This is a genomic window from Agromyces sp. Marseille-P2726 (assembly GCF_902809835.1).
Lineage (GTDB): Bacteria > Actinomycetota > Actinomycetes > Actinomycetales > Microbacteriaceae > Agromyces.
The window spans coordinates 130,495-145,197 of the sequence record NZ_CADDWM010000007.1; the positions used below are offsets into that span (position 1 = coordinate 130,495).

Here is a 14,703-nt window from a genome sequence, read left to right on the forward strand (position 1 = left end):
CTTGGCCAGTGCCGGCATCGGAGGCGGGGGATCCTTCTCCGTCCATCGACCCTACCTTCAGCTCCCGAAGAACAGAGGGTTCGAGCCACAATGTCAAGGGGGCTTGACGGGTGAGCTCCTGTCCAGTATGACGCGAGGCGGCGCTCGGTCGGCAACCGCGTCATCCGGACGCCCTGGCGGCTTTCATCGGGTGCCCCCTCGTGTCAGGCTGGAGGCGTGACCTCCACGCTCGAACGTCTCGACGTCGACGCCGCCACAGGCGTCGTCGCCGAAGAGCCGTGGCGCACCATCGTATGGGATGATCCCGTCAATCTGATGACCTACGTGACCTACGTGTTCCGGACCTACTTCGGGTACTCGCGCGAGAAGGCCGAACGCCTGATGCTGAAGGTGCACAACGAGGGACGCGCCGTCGTCGCGACCGGCAACCGCGAGGCGATGGAGCGTCACGTCGAGGCCATGCACGGGTTCGGATTGCAGGCGACGGTGTCGAGGGCCGACGGATGATCGTGGCAGGACGAAGCGGTGGCGAGGGCGTCCGCCTGGTGCTGGAGGCCGAGGAGGCGATGCTCCTGTCGGAGCTCGCCGACCAGGTCGACTCCGTGCTCCTGCTCGGCGAAGCCGACGATCCCGCGCTCGGACGGCTGCTGCCCAACGCCTACCCCGATGACCCGCACTCGGGTCGCGAATTCGCGAGGTACACGCGTGACAGTCTCGTCGACGGGAAGCGACAGGCAGCACAACGGGTGCGCGACGCGACGGCCGTCGACGACGAACGCGACAGCGTCGTGCAGATCGAGCTCGACCAATCGGAGGCGTGGGGATGGCTCACGTTCCTCACCGACCTCCGGCTCATCCTGTCGGAGCGCGTCGGCGTCATCGAGGAGGGCGACGAGGAGTCCGACGAGACCCGCGACGACTACCTACGCGCCGCCTACGAGTGGGCCGGCTTCGTGCAGGGGTCGATGCTCGAGGTGCTCGACCCGACCGACTCGTAGAGCGCCGGGCCCTGCGCGCAGAACCGGTGCAACCAGAAGGGTCGGATGCCGCAGCGGCATCCGACCCCGTTCCGGTCGCGAAGATCGGCCGGCGTCAGACGCTCACGTTCTGCGACGGGTGCGCCAGCGCCTTCGACTTGATCAGTTCGTACTCCTGCTGGTTGATGGTGCCCGCGTCGAGCAGCGCCTTCGCCTTCGCGATCTCATCGGAGGGACTCGCCGAGGTGCCCGCCGTCTGACGGATGTACTCGTCGGTCGCCGCCTGGTACTGCCGCGCCTCGCGCTGCGAGCGCTCGGCCATGCCCCGACCCCTCGCGATGAGGTAGATCAGCGCCGTCAGGAAGGGAACGAAGATCAGGAAGATGATCCAGACCGCCTTCCACCACCCGTTGAGCTGGCGGTCGCGGAAGAGGTCGCCGATGATCGCGAAGAGTGCCATCAGGTACGCGACGAACGCGAACACCCAAAGGAACCACCAGATCACGTCCCAGAAACTGTTCCAGAAATTCATGTGCAGCCCCTCCGCTCCACTCGGCGCGCCTCCCAGCGGGCGCCGTTGAGGTGAACCTACCGCGCGGCGAGTCGAGACGTCCAGACATCCGCAGCGCTACGCTTCACCCGGGAGGTCGCGATCGGGGGACCAGGCACTCCGGCGATGGCAGCCGCCCGGAAGGGACCGTGATGAGCCTCGCCGTGCCACCGAGGGATCCGGATGTCACTCCGCGTCGCCTGCTCGTGCTCGCGATCCCGGCGATCCTGGTCGGGGCCGTCTCGGCGTTCGTGCTGTGGGCACTCGAGCAGCTGGCGAGCCTGCTCGAGAACGTGCTCTACGAGACGCTGCCCGACGCGTTCGGCGTCGATCCGTGGGGCTGGTGGGTCGTCGTCGTGCTGACGATCACGGGTCTCGCCGTCGGTCTCGCGCTCCGGTTCCTGCCGGGGCATGGTGGGCCCGATTCGGCCACGACCGAGCTGGTCTCCGAGCCGCTCCGCCTGAAGGCGCTGCCGGGACTCGCGCTCGTGACGATCCTCGCCCTCGCCGGCGGGGTGAGCCTCGGCCCCGAGAATCCGATCATCGCGATCAACACCGCGCTCATCGTGGCGGTACTCGCCCGCCTCATCCCCAAGATGTCGCCGCGCATCTCCATGCTGCTGGCCGCGTCGGCCACGATCGGCGCGCTGTTCGGCACTCCCGTCGCCGCGGCCCTCGTGTTCACCGGCATCGTCGCGGCGGTCCGCGAGGGCGGCTCGCTGTGGGACAAGCTCTTCCTTCCCGTCGCCGCGGCCGGCGCGGGAGCGATCACGATGCACCTCCTCGGCGCGCCGCCGTTCGCATTCGACATCCCGTCGGCCGGAACGCCCGACCCGCTCGCGATCGGGCTCGGCATCGTGGTCGCGGTCGCCGCGACCGTCGTCGCGCTGGCGGCGCTCGCCGCCTTCCCGGTGATCTACCGCATCCTGCATGCCCTCCGGAGCCCGATCGTCATCCCCGTCGTCGGCGGCTTCGTCCTCGGCATCCTCGGCCTCATCGGCGGTGAGATCACGATGTTCAAGGGCCTCGACCAGATGGGCGAGCTCATCGAGAACGCCGACGACTACGATCCGTCGCAGCTCGCCACCATCGCCGGGATCAAGATCCTGGCCCTGCTCGTTGCGGCGAGCGCGCTGTTCCGCGGCGGCCGGGTGTTCCCGGCGACGTTCATCGGCGCCGCACTCGGACTCTTGGGGTATGCCCTCATGCCGGCGCTGCCGATGGGCCTCGCCCTCGCCTGCGGGGTGCTCGGCGTCGTGCTCGTGGTCACCCGGGACGGCTGGATCGCGCTGTTCGTCGCCGTCGCGGTGGCCGGTGGCGACATCGCGCTGCTGCCGGCCCTCTGTCTCGCGGTGCTCCCGGCTTGGCTGCTCGTCACGGGCGCACCCGAGTTCAGGATCGAGCCGCCGCCCGTGCCCGCGGCTGTCGAGAAGGGCACCAGTTCAGGTGAGGCGGATGCCGCGCCGGGCACGGCGGGCGAAGCATCCGCTCGGTAGCGGCATCCGATCGTGGAGGAGATGACATGGGTTCCGTGATCGGCGACATCCTGCCGCTGGCGCTCGGCGTGGCGATCAGTCCGATCCCGATCATCGCCGCGATCCTGATGCTCCTCTCACTGCGGGCGAAGGCGACGAGCATCGGCTTCATGATCGGATGGCTGGTCGGCATCGTCGCCGCCGTCGTCGCATTCACGCTGCTCGCCTCGATCCTTCCCGAGCAGGGGGATGCCTCGAAGCCGGTCGGGGGCACCCTGAAGATCCTGCTCGGGGCCGGCCTGCTGGTGCTCGCCGCGCGCCAGTGGCGGAGCCGCCCGAAGCCCGGTGAGGAACCCGCGCTTCCGAAGTGGATGGCCGCCGTCGAGACGATGACCGCCGGTCGCGGGTTCGGGCTCGGATTCCTCCTCGCGGCCGTGAACCCGAAGAACCTGTTGCTGGCAGCGAGTGCGGGCGTGGTCATCGGCACCGGCGGACTGTCGGTCGGGGAGACGACGCTCGTGGTCGTGGTGTTCACCGTGATCGCGGGCTGCTCGGTGGCGATCCCGGTGGCCGCCTACCTGCTCGCCTCCAAGCGGATGACCGCGCCGCTCGAATCGCTGCGCGGCTGGCTCGTGCACAACAACGCGACGGTCATGGCGGTGCTGCTGCTCGTCATCGGCGTGGTGGTCATCGGCAAGGGCCTCGGCAGCTTCTGAGTGATCGGCCCTTCCCGAGCGGTTCCCCCTGGGCGTACGCTGCCCTCAGGAAAGGGGGGAACATGCCTGATTTCGAGTACGGACCGGTGGAGATCCTGGTCGTCGGGTTCCCGGGTGAGCGACCGGACGCTGCGACGTTCGAGGCGATCGGAGACCTCGTCGAGGCCGGCGATATCCGTCTGCTCGACGCCGTGGTGGTGTCACGCTCCGAGAACGGCGACTTCGACATCGTCGAGATCGAGGACCTCGGCGATGAGATCGACGTGACCGAGATCGAGCTCGAGGCGAACGGCCTGGTGGGCGAGGAGGACGTCGCCGAGCTCGGCGACGTGATCCCACCCGGCACCTCTGGCGCGATGCTTGCGATCGAACTGGTCTGGGCCAAACGGCTCGCCTCGCGGTTCGCCGAATCGGGCGGGATGCTGCTGCAATCCGAGCGCATCCCGGCCCCCGTCGTGAACGCGATCATGGCCGAGGCCGAAGAGGCCGAGGCGGCAGCAGCGGAGTAGGAGGAGACGATGCTCAGGAGAGTCGGGCGACCGGGGCTGATCGGCATGGCGGCTCGCACCGCCGTCGTCGCCGGCACCGCCACCGCCGTCAGCGGCAGCGTGCAACGCCACCAGCAGGAGAAGGCGCAGCAGCAGTACGACCAGCAGCAGTACGAGGCGCAGCAGCAGCAGGCCCAGATGCAGGCCGCGGCGCAGCAGGCGGCCGCGCAGCAGCAGTACACCGCGCAGCAGCAGTACGCCGCGCAGCAGCAGGCCGCGCCGGCGGCCCCTGCGGGTGGGGGTGGAACCGACCTCGTCGCAGAACTGCAGAAGCTCGGCGCGTTGAAGGAGCGGGGCATCCTCAGCGACGAGGAGTTCGCCGCAGCGAAGGCCAAGCTCCTCGGCTGATCACCTGTTGCGACCTGTTGCGCCCTGCACGCCGTCGAGCGGAGAAGCCGCGAGGTTCCTGCAAGCCCTGTCGTGGCATCCGTCGCCGTGCCTAGGGTGAGGCATGACCATCACGCTGCGGGGCGTCTCGACCGTCGTTCCACCCACTGTCCTCATCCAAGAGGAGGTGCGCGACGTGTTCGCGGCCCAGCCCGGGCTGAACCGCCTCGCGCAACGCATCGTCACGACGTCGTTCAACGTGTCGGGCATCGAGAAGCGCCACACCGTGCTCGATGAACTCAGCCGCGATGCGCACCCCGACGTGCCCGTGTTCTTCGACATCGACAGCGGCGAGTTGCTGCTGCCCGGCACCAAGGCGCGGAACGAGATCTACGCCGAGCAGGCCACGGCACTGTACGTCGAGGCGGGCCGCGTGGCGATCGGCGCGACACCCGGCATCGCGGCATCCGACATCACGCACGTCGTGACGGTCTCATGCACCGGCTTCTACGCACCCGGCCCCGACTTCATGGTCGCGCGCGAGCTCGGATTGAACGCGGGCGTCGAGCGCTATCACCTGGGATTCATGGGCTGCTACGCCGCCATTCCCGCCCTGCGCATCGCGAAGCAGCTGTGCGAAGCGGATGCCGCGGCCGTCGTGCTCGTCATCAGCGTCGAGCTCTGCACGCTGCACCTGCGTTCGTCGAGCGACCCCGACACGATCGTCGCCTCGTCGCTGTTCGCCGACGGCGCGGCCGCCGGAGTCGTCTCGGCACGCGAGCCCGCGGAGGGCGAGCGCGCATTCGACCTCGACCGATTCGCGACGCGCATCACGCCGAAGGGCGAAGACGACATGGCGTGGAAGATCGGCGACCACGGCTTCGAGATGGTGCTCTCGAACGCCATTCCCGCGATCATCGACGAGCACATCACGGGCGCGATCGAGCCGCTGGTCGACCACGACACCGCGCTCACCGAGGCGCTGGCCGCCGACACGGCGGGTGCGGCGATCGAGCACTGGGCGATCCACCCGGGCGGGCGGTCGATCCTCGACAAGGTCGAGTCCCGACTCCGGCTGAGCGAGGCGCAGCTCGTGCCCGCCCGCGAGACGCTGCGCGACTTCGGCAACATGTCGAGCGCGACGGTCATGTTCGTGCTTCGGAACATCCTCGAGTCGGATGCCGCGGGCGACGGTCATCGGGTCGTCGCGATGGCGTTCGGGCCCGGGCTCACGGTCGAGTCGGCCCTGATGACGGTGCGCGCCTGAGATGACGCGCCCGCCGATCTCCCCGCCGGTCGAGTCGACGTGGCGGGCGCTTCGACGACTGCGGCAGCGCGACGAGACGGGCGTCGAGCGCATGGACGATCCCGACGGCGACGTCGAGGCGCTCGAGCGCTCGTACGCGCACTTCCGCCTGGTGAACCTCATCGTCTCCAATCCGCGGGCGGTGTACCGGCGGTGGATCCGTCCGACCCTGTCCGCGACGGCCACTCGTCGCGTGCTCGACATCGGCACCGGCGGGGCCGCCCTGCCGCGGGCGCTGCTGCGTTGGGCGGAGGCCGACGGGCTGCGCCTCGAGGTCACGGCGATCGACCCCGACTCGCGAGCGCTGGACTGGGCGCTGCGGCAGCCGGCCCATCGGGGACTCGTGCTGCGGCGGGTCACCAGCGACGAACTCGCCCGTGCCGGCGAACGCTTCGACGTGGTCATGTCGAATCACGTGCTGCATCATCTCGACGGCCGGCAACTGGGCGCCCTGCTCGCGGACTCGGAGCGACTCGTCGAGCAGGGCGGCATCGCCGTGCACGGCGACATCGAGCGCTCCCGGTTCGGGTCCCTCGGCTTCTCCCTCGGCACGTTGCCGTTCGATCGCAACATCCTGGCAGGATCGTTCATCCGCGCCGACGGACTGGTGTCGGTCCGGCGCAGCTTCACCGCGGCCGAGCTCGCCGCGGTGCTTCCCCCCGGGTGGCGCGTGCGGCGCGGCTTCCCGTCGCGTCTCGAGGTGGTCTGGGGGGATGGTGGCGATGCCTGAGCCTCCGGCCAGTGGTGCGGATGCCGCGACCGAGGCTCGCCACGACGTCGTCATCGTCGGGGGCGGCGCGGTCGGGCTGCTGCTCGCGTGCCTCCTCGCGCGGCGCGGGCTGGATGCGGTCGTGCTCGAACGGCGTGCCGAGCGGTCGGAGCGTTCGCGGGCGATCGGCATCCACCCGCCCGGTCTTCGTGCGCTCGCGCTCGCCGGCCTCGACGACGAGGTGCGGGCCCGCGCCGTGCGCATCGCCGACGGACAGGTCACGTGCGAGGGGCGGGTGCTCGGCCGGATGAGGTTCGGCCGGAAGGCGCCCGTGCTCTCCCTGCCGCAACTCGAGACCGAGGCGCTGCTCGAGCGCCGGCTCGAGGAGCTCCGTCCCGGCAGCCTCCGGCGCGGCGTCGAGGTCCGCGAGCTCCACGATCGGGGCACGCACGTCGACGTAGTGGCGACCGCGGCCGGCACCGGCACCGGCACCGCGGCGACGCTGCCGGCGCGCTATGTCGTGGGAGCCGACGGCGTGCGCAGCGGCATCCGGGATCTCGTCGGCATCAGGTGGATGCCGCATCGCGGGCGCGCGCACTACGTGATGGGCGACACTCGCGACGACACCGGTGCACCGGCGAGCGCCCTGCTGCACTTCGAGCCCGCCGGCGTCGTGGAGTCGTTCCCGATGCCCGGTGGTCGACGTCGCTGGGTGGCCTGGGTGCGGCGGCCGCCGGCGCACCTGACGCCCGCGGCGCTCGCGACGATCGTACGCACCCGCACGGGCGGGGCGTTCGACCCGGGCGTCGCCGAGCCACCGAGCGCGTTCGAGGCGCGGCAGCACCTCGCCGAGCGGATGGCCGATGGACGCGTGGCTCTCGCCGGCGATGCGGCGCACGAGATCAGCCCGATCGGCGGGCAGGGCATGAACCTCGGATGGCTCGACGCGATGCGCCTGGATCACGACCTGGCGGTGGCGCTCGAGGTCGGGGCGCCGCCCGAGGCGTTCGAGGCGTACGACCGCGTTCGGCGCGCGGCGGCGCGGCGCGCCATCCGCCAGGCTGCGTTCAACATGGCGATGGGTGCCCCGGCGTCGGGTCTGCGGCTGCGCGCGCGGAATGCCACCGTGCGCGTGCTCGGGATCCCCCCGCTGCGGGCGCTGCTCGCGCGGGCGTTCACGATGCGGTGGCTGTGAAGCCGGTCGACGGCCGAGTTGCCTGATTCTCCCCGTATTCGGGCGACTCGGTGGCTACGCCTCGCGACGCGTGAGCAGGAACACCGGGATCAGCCGGTCGGTGCGCCGCTGGTAGCTGTCGTAGGCCGGCCAGGTCTCGTTGGCGCGACGCCACCAGAGCTCGCGCTCCTCGCCCTCGAGCTCGCGGGCGACGTAGTCGTGCTTCTCGGCGCCGTCCTGCAGCTCGACGTGCGGGTGCTTCTTCAGGTTCCAGTACCAGGTCGGATGCTTCGGAGCGCCGCCCATCGACGCGACGACGGCGTACTCGCCGTTGTGCTCGACGCGCATGAGCGCCGTCTTGCGGAGCTTGCCGGACTTCGCTCCGACGCTGGTCAGCACGATGATCGGCCGCCCCCGCAGGGTGTTCGCTTCGGACCCGTTCGTCGCCTCGAACGTCTCGGCCTGCTTGCGTGCCCAGTCGGACGTGCTCGGCGCGTACTCTCCCTGCAGCGGCATCCATTCTCCTTCGCTCCGGTCCTGATCTCGTCAACCGTCGACCGGCGCCGGTCATTCCTGCCGATTCCTGGAAATACCGACCCGCTCGACAAAGTTGAGTGTAGTAGACTCAGCTTTGAACGAAGGGGAGCATCCGTGGCAAACATGCAGGGCGCGCCGAGCTCGCAGGAAGAGCAGCAGTCGGCGCTCGAACAGTTCGGCGTGAACCTCACCGACCTCGCGCGGGCGGGCAAGCTCGACCCGGTCATCGGCCGTGACGCCGAGATCCGCCGGGTCAGCCAGGTCCTGACTCGACGCACGAAGAACAACCCCGTGCTCATCGGCGAGGCGGGCGTCGGCAAGACCGCGGTCGTCGAGGGGCTCGCACAGCGCATCGTGGCGGGCGACGTCGCCGAGTCGCTGAAGAACAAGCAGCTCGTGTCACTCGACATCTCGGCGCTCGTCGCGGGCGCGATGTACCGCGGCCAGTTCGAAGAGCGCCTGAAGAGCGTGCTGAAAGAGATCAACGAGGCCGAGGGCCAGATCATCACGTTCGTCGACGAGCTGCACCTGCTGATGGGCGCCGGCGGCGGCGAGGGGTCGGTCGCGGCATCCAACATGCTGAAGCCGATGCTGGCGCGCGGCGAGCTGCGACTGATCGGCGCGACGACGCTCGACGAGTACCGCGAGTACATCGAGAAGGACGCCGCGCTCGAGCGTCGCTTCCAGCAGGTGTACGTCGGCGAACCGTCGGTCGAAGACACGGTCGCGATCCTGCGCGGGCTGAAGGGCCGCTACGAGGCCCACCACGGGGTCACGATCTCGGATGCCGCGCTCGTCGCTGCGGCATCGCTCTCCAATCGCTACATCACGGCGCGACAGTTGCCCGACAAGGCGATCGACCTCATCGACGAGGCGATGTCGCGGCTGAAGATGGAGATCGACTCCTCGCCGGTCGAGATCGACCAGCTGAAGCGCGAGGTCGACCGCATGAAGATCGAGGAGCTCGCGCTCAAGAAGGAGAAGGACGAGGCCTCGAAGGAGCGGCTCGAGAAGCTCCGCGAGACCCTCGTCGAGAAGGAGCGCGACCTCGCCGAGCTCGAGGCGAGGGGGGAACGCGAGAAGATGGGCCTGAACCGGGTCGGCGAGCTGAAGAAGCAGCTCGACGAGGCGATCACCGAGCGAGATCGCGCGATGCGCGAGGCCGACTACCAGAAGGCGTCGCGGCTCGAGTACGAGACCATCAAGAACCTTCAGCGCGATCTCGAGGCGGCCGAGCAGGCGGATGCCGCGGGTGAAGGCGGCGGCGAGCCTCGCATGGTGAACGAGCAGGTCACCGAGGAGGACATCGCCGCGGTGATCTCGGCGTGGACGGGCATCCCGGTCGGCAAGCTCATGCAGGGCGAGACCGAGAAGCTGCTGCACCTCGAGGCCGAGCTCGGCAAGCGCCTCATCGGGCAGAAGCGGGCCGTGGCATCCGTCGCCGATGCGATCCGCCGATCCCGCGCCGGCATCAGCGACCCGAATCGACCGACGGGCTCGTTCCTCTTCCTCGGACCGACCGGCGTCGGCAAGACCGAGCTCGCGAAGACGCTCGCCGAGTTCCTGTTCGACGACGAGCACGCGATGGTGCGCATCGACATGTCGGAGTACGGCGAGAAGTTCTCGGTCTCGCGCCTGGTCGGCGCGCCTCCCGGCTACGTCGGGTACGACCAGGGCGGTCAGCTCACCGAGGCCGTGCGGCGCCGCCCGTACTCGGTGATCCTGTTCGATGAGGTCGAGAAGGCGCACCCCGAGGTGTTCGACGTGCTGCTGCAGGTGCTCGACGACGGACGCCTTACCGACGGGCAGGGTCGTACGGTCGACTTCCGCAACACGATCCTCATCCTCACCTCGAACCTCGGGTCGCAGTACCTCATCGACCCGACGCTCAGCTGGGACGAGAAGGAGCAGGCCGTGCTGCAGACCGTGCGGCAGGCGTTCAAGCCCGAGTTCGTGAACCGGCTCGACGACATCGTCGTGTTCTCGGCGCTCTCCGAGGACGAGTTGGGCGAGATCGTCAACCTGTACATCGACCGACTCTCGGAGCGGCTGCACGACCGACGGCTCACGCTCGGCGTCACGCCCGATGCTCGCGCGTGGCTGGCCGAGCGCGGCTACGACCCGCTCTATGGTGCGCGTCCGCTGCGGCGGCTCATGCAGCGCGAGATCGACGATCGTCTGGCGCGCGAGCTGCTCACCGGAGAGATCCGCGACGGCGACACCGTCGTCGTCGAGCTCGCCGCCGACGGCGAGTCGCTGCGGGTGGCGCGCGCCGACGTGCCCGTCGGCGCCGGTGTGGGGCCGGTGGGCGCCACGGCCGGGTCGGGTGGGCCCGACGACGACGAGATCATCGACGCCGAGATCATCGAGTAGACCCCGAGCTCTTCGAGTCGTCGCTGGCTGTTGCCGGCCGACAGGCGCGGCTCAGTCGCCGACGACCGGCTCGGTCTCGCGCACGCCGTTCACGTTCGCGGGGATGCGGCGTTCGAGGGCGAGGGCGAGTGCGAGGATGCCGAGGCATCCGATCACCATGACGGCGATGTAGAGCGCGTCGAGTCCGCGGTCGAGCAGCAGCCCCGCGGCGATCGGCCCGGCGATGGCGCCGCCCTGGAACGCCGCCGAGTTGATGGCGTTGTATCGGCCCCGGTTGTGGTCGGAGGCGAGGTCGTTGTACACCGCGGGCACGGTCGGCTGCAGCAGCGTCTCGCCGAACGCGAACACGCCCATGAAGGCCAGCACGCCGATCGCGGCGGCGAGCGTGTCGGGCAGGAGACCCGCCGCGCCCAGCACGAGCCACGACAGCACCCACACCAGCGCCATGACGAGCATCACGCGGGTGCGGCGGCGGCCGCTGATGTGCTTGAGCACGGTGAACTGGAGCAGGACGATGACCGCGGTGTTGACGGCGAACGCGAAGCCGACGACACGCGTCGAGACCTCGGCCACCTGCCGGGCGTACGCCGGGAAGCCGGCCTCCATCTGGCCGTAGCCGATGAACATCGCGATGAACGTGAGCAGGGTGAGCCAGAGCACGGCCGGCTGCCGGATGATCTCGAGGTAGCCACCGGTCGGCGGGGTGTCGTGCGTCGGCTGCGCCTGCGTGCGAACGTGCCGCAGCGGCCCGAGCAGCAGGGCCATGGGGATGAGGCTGCTCGCGGCGTCGATGAGGAAGATCACCGTGAACGTCTCGGGCGCGTCGACGTCGACGTAGAACCCGCCGATGATTCCCCCGACGCCGATGCCGAGGTTGATCAGGGCGAAGTTCACGCCGAAGTACTGCTGCCGCAGGTCGCCCTCGACGACCGACGCGATGAGCGCGTTGAAGCCCGGCCACGAGACGCCGAAGTTGACCCCGATCAGCACGAGCGCGACGGCCGCGACCGCTGGATGGGTGGCGAACGCGAGCAGCGTGCAGCCCGCGATCATCGCGGTGAGCCCGGTGAGCAGCACCGCCCGCGCACCGTACCGGTCGATGAGGCTGCCGCCGGGGCCGGTCACGAGCAGCCCGGTGATCGCGATCAGGCTCATCAGCGTGCCGGAGAGGGCGAGGTCGAAGCCGCGGACCTCATGGAGGTAGATGATCGTGACCGGGAGGGTCAGGCCGCGGCCGAGCGTCTGGATCGCGACCGTCGACAGCAGCCAGCGACCCTCGGTGGGAAGCGCGCTCCAGAAGCTCCTGATGCCGATCACCAGAGTATCCTTGCGGATCCCTCCGACATCGCGCATCTGAGGTTCACCTCATCCATCTACGCTGCAGTCATGGAACTTCGCACCGGTCCGCGTGCCGCCGACCTCGTCGTCGAGACGGCAGCCGGCGCGGTCCGCGGCATCCGTCGTCGCGGCGTCAGGATGTGGCGCGGCATCCCGTACGGGGCGGACACAGGCGGCGAGCGACGCTTCCGCGCGCCGGTGCCGGCGCCCGGGTGGGGCGGCGTGCGCGACGCCGCCGAGTTCGGGCCGGTCGCACCGCAGAACCGTCGCGGCCAGTTCATCGGGGCGCACCCGCGCCTGCCGCGGAGCGAGGACTGCCTGAGCGTCAACGTGATCGCGCCCAACGAGCCGGGCGGCTCCGTGACCCGAGCCGGGCGTCCGGTCATCGTCTTCATCCACGGGGGCGGGTACGCCGTCGGCTCCTCAGGCGAGTACCCGCGGCAGGGCGAGCTGCTCGTACGGCGACACGGCGTCGTGTACGTGAGCCTCAACTACCGGCTCGGAGCGCTCGGGTGGCTGGACTTCCGGGCCTACTCGACCCCGCGGCATCCGTTCGACTGCAATCTCGGGCTGCGCGACCAGGTGCTCGCCCTCGAGTGGGTCCGCCGCAACATCCGCGCCTTCGGCGGCGACCCCGACCTGGTCACGCTCGCGGGCGAGTCATCGGGTGCGAACGCCGTGACGACGCTGCTCGCCGTGCCCGCGGCCGAGGGGCTGTTCTCCCGTGCGATCGCGCAGAGCTCGCCCGCGAACGCCGTCTATCCTCCCCACGTCGCGGCGCAGTGGGCCGGCGAGTACGTGCGAATACTGAGCCGCATAGTCGACGACGACGACTTCGACAGTGAATCGCTCGAAGACGCGGCGGTCATGCTGCGCACGGCCGACACGACGGTGCTGTCGGATGCCGCGACGGCGCTCGCCATCCGGACGCCCGACGAGCACCCCGGCACCATCAGCCTCGCGCCCGTCATCGACGGCGACTTCCTTCCGCGGCGCCCGCTGGACGCCTTCCGCGACGGGCTCGCGCACCGTGTACCGCTCCTCATCGGCACGAACGACCGCGAGGGTTCGCTGTTCGAGGGCCGCATCGGCATCCTCCCCACGACCAAGCCGCGCATCCGCGCCATCTTCGCGAACACGCGCAAGAAGGCGCGCAAGGCGATCAAGCGGCAGTATCCCGGGCTCCCAGAGCGCCGTCCGGCTGCCGACTTCGGCGGCGACTTCACGTTCTGGTTCCCGAGCGTGAACGTGGCCGAGCGACACTCGCGGTACGCGCCCGTATACTTCTACCGCTTCGATGCGGCGCCGGGGATCGCGAAGCTCATCGGCCTCGACGCGACGCACGGCCTCGAGCTGTTCGCCCTGTTCGAGAAGTTCGACACGTACACGGGCGCCGGCCTCACCCTGCTCGGAGGGCGCCGCATGTACCGCGAGATCGGGCAGCGGATGCAGCGGCTCTGGGTGCGGTTCGCGGCATCGGGGTCGCCGGGCCCCGAGTGGCCGCGCTACGACGAGGACGAACGTCGCACGCTGATCTTCGACCGCGACGATCGGGTGGAGCTCGACCCGCGCCGCGAGAAGCGCCTCGCGTGGCAGGAGTTCGTGCCGCACGTGTGAGGGGCTCTCGTCGCGGCGTGCATCGGCGCACCGGCAGGGATCACCGGCGATGCGCATGAGGCATAGGCTCAGATCCATGCTCGCCACCGTGATCCACGCCGCCCGCGACATCCGAGTCGAGAGGGTTCCCGACCCCGAGCTCTCGACCGGTGGCGACGCGATCGTGCGCGTGGTCGCGTCGTGCGTCTGCGGGTCGGCCCTGTGGCCGTACCGCGGCATCACGCCGACGCGCGAGCCGCATCGCATCGGGCACGAGTTCGTGGGGGTCGTCGAGGCGGTCGGCGATCGGGTCGAGCGCGTCGACGTGGGCGACTTCGTGATCGCGCCGTTCTACGTGTGCGACAACACCTGCATCAACTGTCGCAACGGCGTGTCGACATCATGCCTGCACGGCAGCTGGTGGGGCGGCGTCGACCGACTCGGCGGGTTCGCCGACGGCGGGCAGGGCGAGCGGGTGCGGGTGCCGCTGGCCGACGGCACGCTCGTGCCCGTGCGCGACGAGATCACGGACGCGCAGATCCCGGGCCTGCTCGCGCTGTCCGACGTCATGAGCACCGGTCACCACGCCGCCGTGTCGGCCGGGGTGGGGTCTGGCGAATCGGTCGCGGTCGTGGGCGACGGCGCCGTCGGGCTCTGCGCGGTCATCGCGGCGCGCCGCCTCGGCGCCACGACGATCATCGCGATGTCGCGGCATCCCGAGCGGCAGGCGCTCGCCCGTGACTTCGGGGCGACCCACGTCGTCGCCGAGCGCGGGGAGATCGGGGTGAAGGCCGTGCAGGAGCTCACCCACGGCATCGGCGCCGACCGCGTGCTCGAGTGCGTCGGCACCAAGGAGTCGATGGACCAGGCGATCCGGTCGGCGCGTCCCGGCGGCATGGTCGGGTACGTCGGGGTGCCGAACGGCGGGCCCGAAATGCCGGTGCGCCGGCTCTTCGACCGCGACGATCGGGTGGAGCTCGACCCGCGCCGCGAGAAGCGCCTCGCGTGGCAGGAGTTCGTGCCGCACGTGTGAGGGGCTCTCGTCGCGGCGTGCATCGGCGCACCGGCAGGGATCAC

15 protein-coding genes are annotated in these 14,703 nt (G+C 70.1%); 12 read left to right on the forward strand and 3 right to left on the reverse strand.

The features are described from left to right. Positions 1 to 216 precede the first annotated feature (216 nt). Both clpS and HUS56_RS02275 read left to right on the forward strand, forming a co-directional pair. The gene (clpS, locus tag HUS56_RS02270; RefSeq protein WP_254431244.1) at positions 217 to 507 is read left to right on the forward strand and encodes an ATP-dependent Clp protease adapter ClpS; all 291 of its coding nucleotides are present in this window, start codon (positions 217 to 219) and stop codon (positions 505 to 507) included. 2 nt (positions 508 to 509) lie between these two features. Beyond that, positions 510 to 998 (forward strand): DUF2017 family protein, encoded by a 489-nt coding sequence (locus HUS56_RS02275; RefSeq protein ID WP_173921800.1) that lies wholly within the window; start codon positions 510 to 512, stop codon positions 996 to 998. A 94-nt stretch (positions 999 to 1,092) separates the two neighbouring features. Here the strand turns inward: HUS56_RS02275 and HUS56_RS02280 are convergent, their stop codons facing one another. Next, complete coding sequence (locus HUS56_RS02280; protein WP_173921801.1) at positions 1,093 to 1,509, reverse strand: SHOCT domain-containing protein; 417 nt, start codon at positions 1,507 to 1,509, stop codon at positions 1,093 to 1,095. Positions 1,510 to 1,679: 170 nt separating this feature from the next. On the opposite strand from HUS56_RS02280, the gene HUS56_RS02285 reads away from it, so the two are divergent. From HUS56_RS02285 to HUS56_RS02315, 7 genes are all read left to right on the forward strand, one after another. After that, complete coding sequence (locus HUS56_RS02285) at positions 1,680 to 3,023, forward strand: ion channel protein (RefSeq protein ID WP_173921802.1); 1,344 nt, start codon at positions 1,680 to 1,682, stop codon at positions 3,021 to 3,023. Between the two features lie 26 nt (positions 3,024 to 3,049). Beyond that, positions 3,050 to 3,718, forward strand: a complete 669-nt coding sequence (locus HUS56_RS02290; RefSeq protein ID WP_173921803.1) for a GAP family protein — start codon at positions 3,050 to 3,052, stop codon at positions 3,716 to 3,718. A 62-nt stretch (positions 3,719 to 3,780) separates the two neighbouring features. Continuing rightward, positions 3,781 to 4,227 carry a DUF6325 family protein gene (locus tag HUS56_RS02295; protein ID WP_173921804.1) on the forward strand — a complete coding sequence of 149 codons (447 nt, stop codon included), beginning with the start codon at positions 3,781 to 3,783 and terminating at the stop codon, positions 4,225 to 4,227. 9 nt (positions 4,228 to 4,236) lie between these two features. Then, complete coding sequence (locus HUS56_RS02300; RefSeq protein ID WP_173921805.1) at positions 4,237 to 4,614, forward strand: SHOCT domain-containing protein; 378 nt, start codon at positions 4,237 to 4,239, stop codon at positions 4,612 to 4,614. Between the two features lie 103 nt (positions 4,615 to 4,717). Further along, entirely contained in the window at positions 4,718 to 5,860 is a 1,143-nt protein-coding gene (locus HUS56_RS02305; protein WP_173921806.1) for a type III polyketide synthase, read from the forward strand. Between the two features lies 1 nt (position 5,861). Beyond that, the gene (locus HUS56_RS02310; protein WP_173921807.1) at positions 5,862 to 6,629 is read left to right on the forward strand and encodes a methyltransferase domain-containing protein; all 768 of its coding nucleotides are present in this window, start codon (positions 5,862 to 5,864) and stop codon (positions 6,627 to 6,629) included. Further along, on the forward strand, positions 6,622 to 7,803 hold the full coding sequence (locus HUS56_RS02315; protein ID WP_173921808.1) for an NAD(P)/FAD-dependent oxidoreductase: 1,182 nt from the start codon (positions 6,622 to 6,624) through the stop codon (positions 7,801 to 7,803). The genes HUS56_RS02310 and HUS56_RS02315 overlap by 8 nt, the downstream gene beginning before the upstream one ends. Positions 7,804 to 7,857: 54 nt before the next feature. Here HUS56_RS02315 and HUS56_RS02320 read toward each other — a convergent pair whose 3' ends face one another. After that, positions 7,858 to 8,298, reverse strand: a complete 441-nt coding sequence (locus HUS56_RS02320) for a nitroreductase family deazaflavin-dependent oxidoreductase (protein WP_173921809.1) — start codon at positions 8,296 to 8,298, stop codon at positions 7,858 to 7,860. Between the two features lie 144 nt (positions 8,299 to 8,442). Between HUS56_RS02320 and HUS56_RS02325 the strand changes: the two genes are divergently transcribed. Further along, positions 8,443 to 10,692: an ATP-dependent Clp protease ATP-binding subunit gene (locus HUS56_RS02325; RefSeq protein ID WP_173921824.1), complete on the forward strand. Its 2,250-nt coding sequence runs from the start codon at positions 8,443 to 8,445 to the stop codon at positions 10,690 to 10,692. A gap of 51 nt (positions 10,693 to 10,743) precedes the next feature. Here HUS56_RS02325 and HUS56_RS02330 read toward each other — a convergent pair whose 3' ends face one another. Beyond that, entirely contained in the window at positions 10,744 to 12,009 is a 1,266-nt protein-coding gene (locus HUS56_RS02330) for an MFS transporter (RefSeq protein ID WP_371808287.1), read from the reverse strand. Between the two features lie 69 nt (positions 12,010 to 12,078). Between HUS56_RS02330 and HUS56_RS02335 the strand changes: the two genes are divergently transcribed. Next, entirely contained in the window at positions 12,079 to 13,647 is a 1,569-nt protein-coding gene (locus HUS56_RS02335; protein WP_173921811.1) for a carboxylesterase/lipase family protein, read from the forward strand. Between the two features lie 76 nt (positions 13,648 to 13,723). Next, the gene (locus HUS56_RS02340) at positions 13,724 to 14,659 is read left to right on the forward strand and encodes a zinc-binding dehydrogenase (protein WP_173921812.1); all 936 of its coding nucleotides are present in this window, start codon (positions 13,724 to 13,726) and stop codon (positions 14,657 to 14,659) included. Positions 14,660 to 14,703 lie beyond the last annotated feature (44 nt).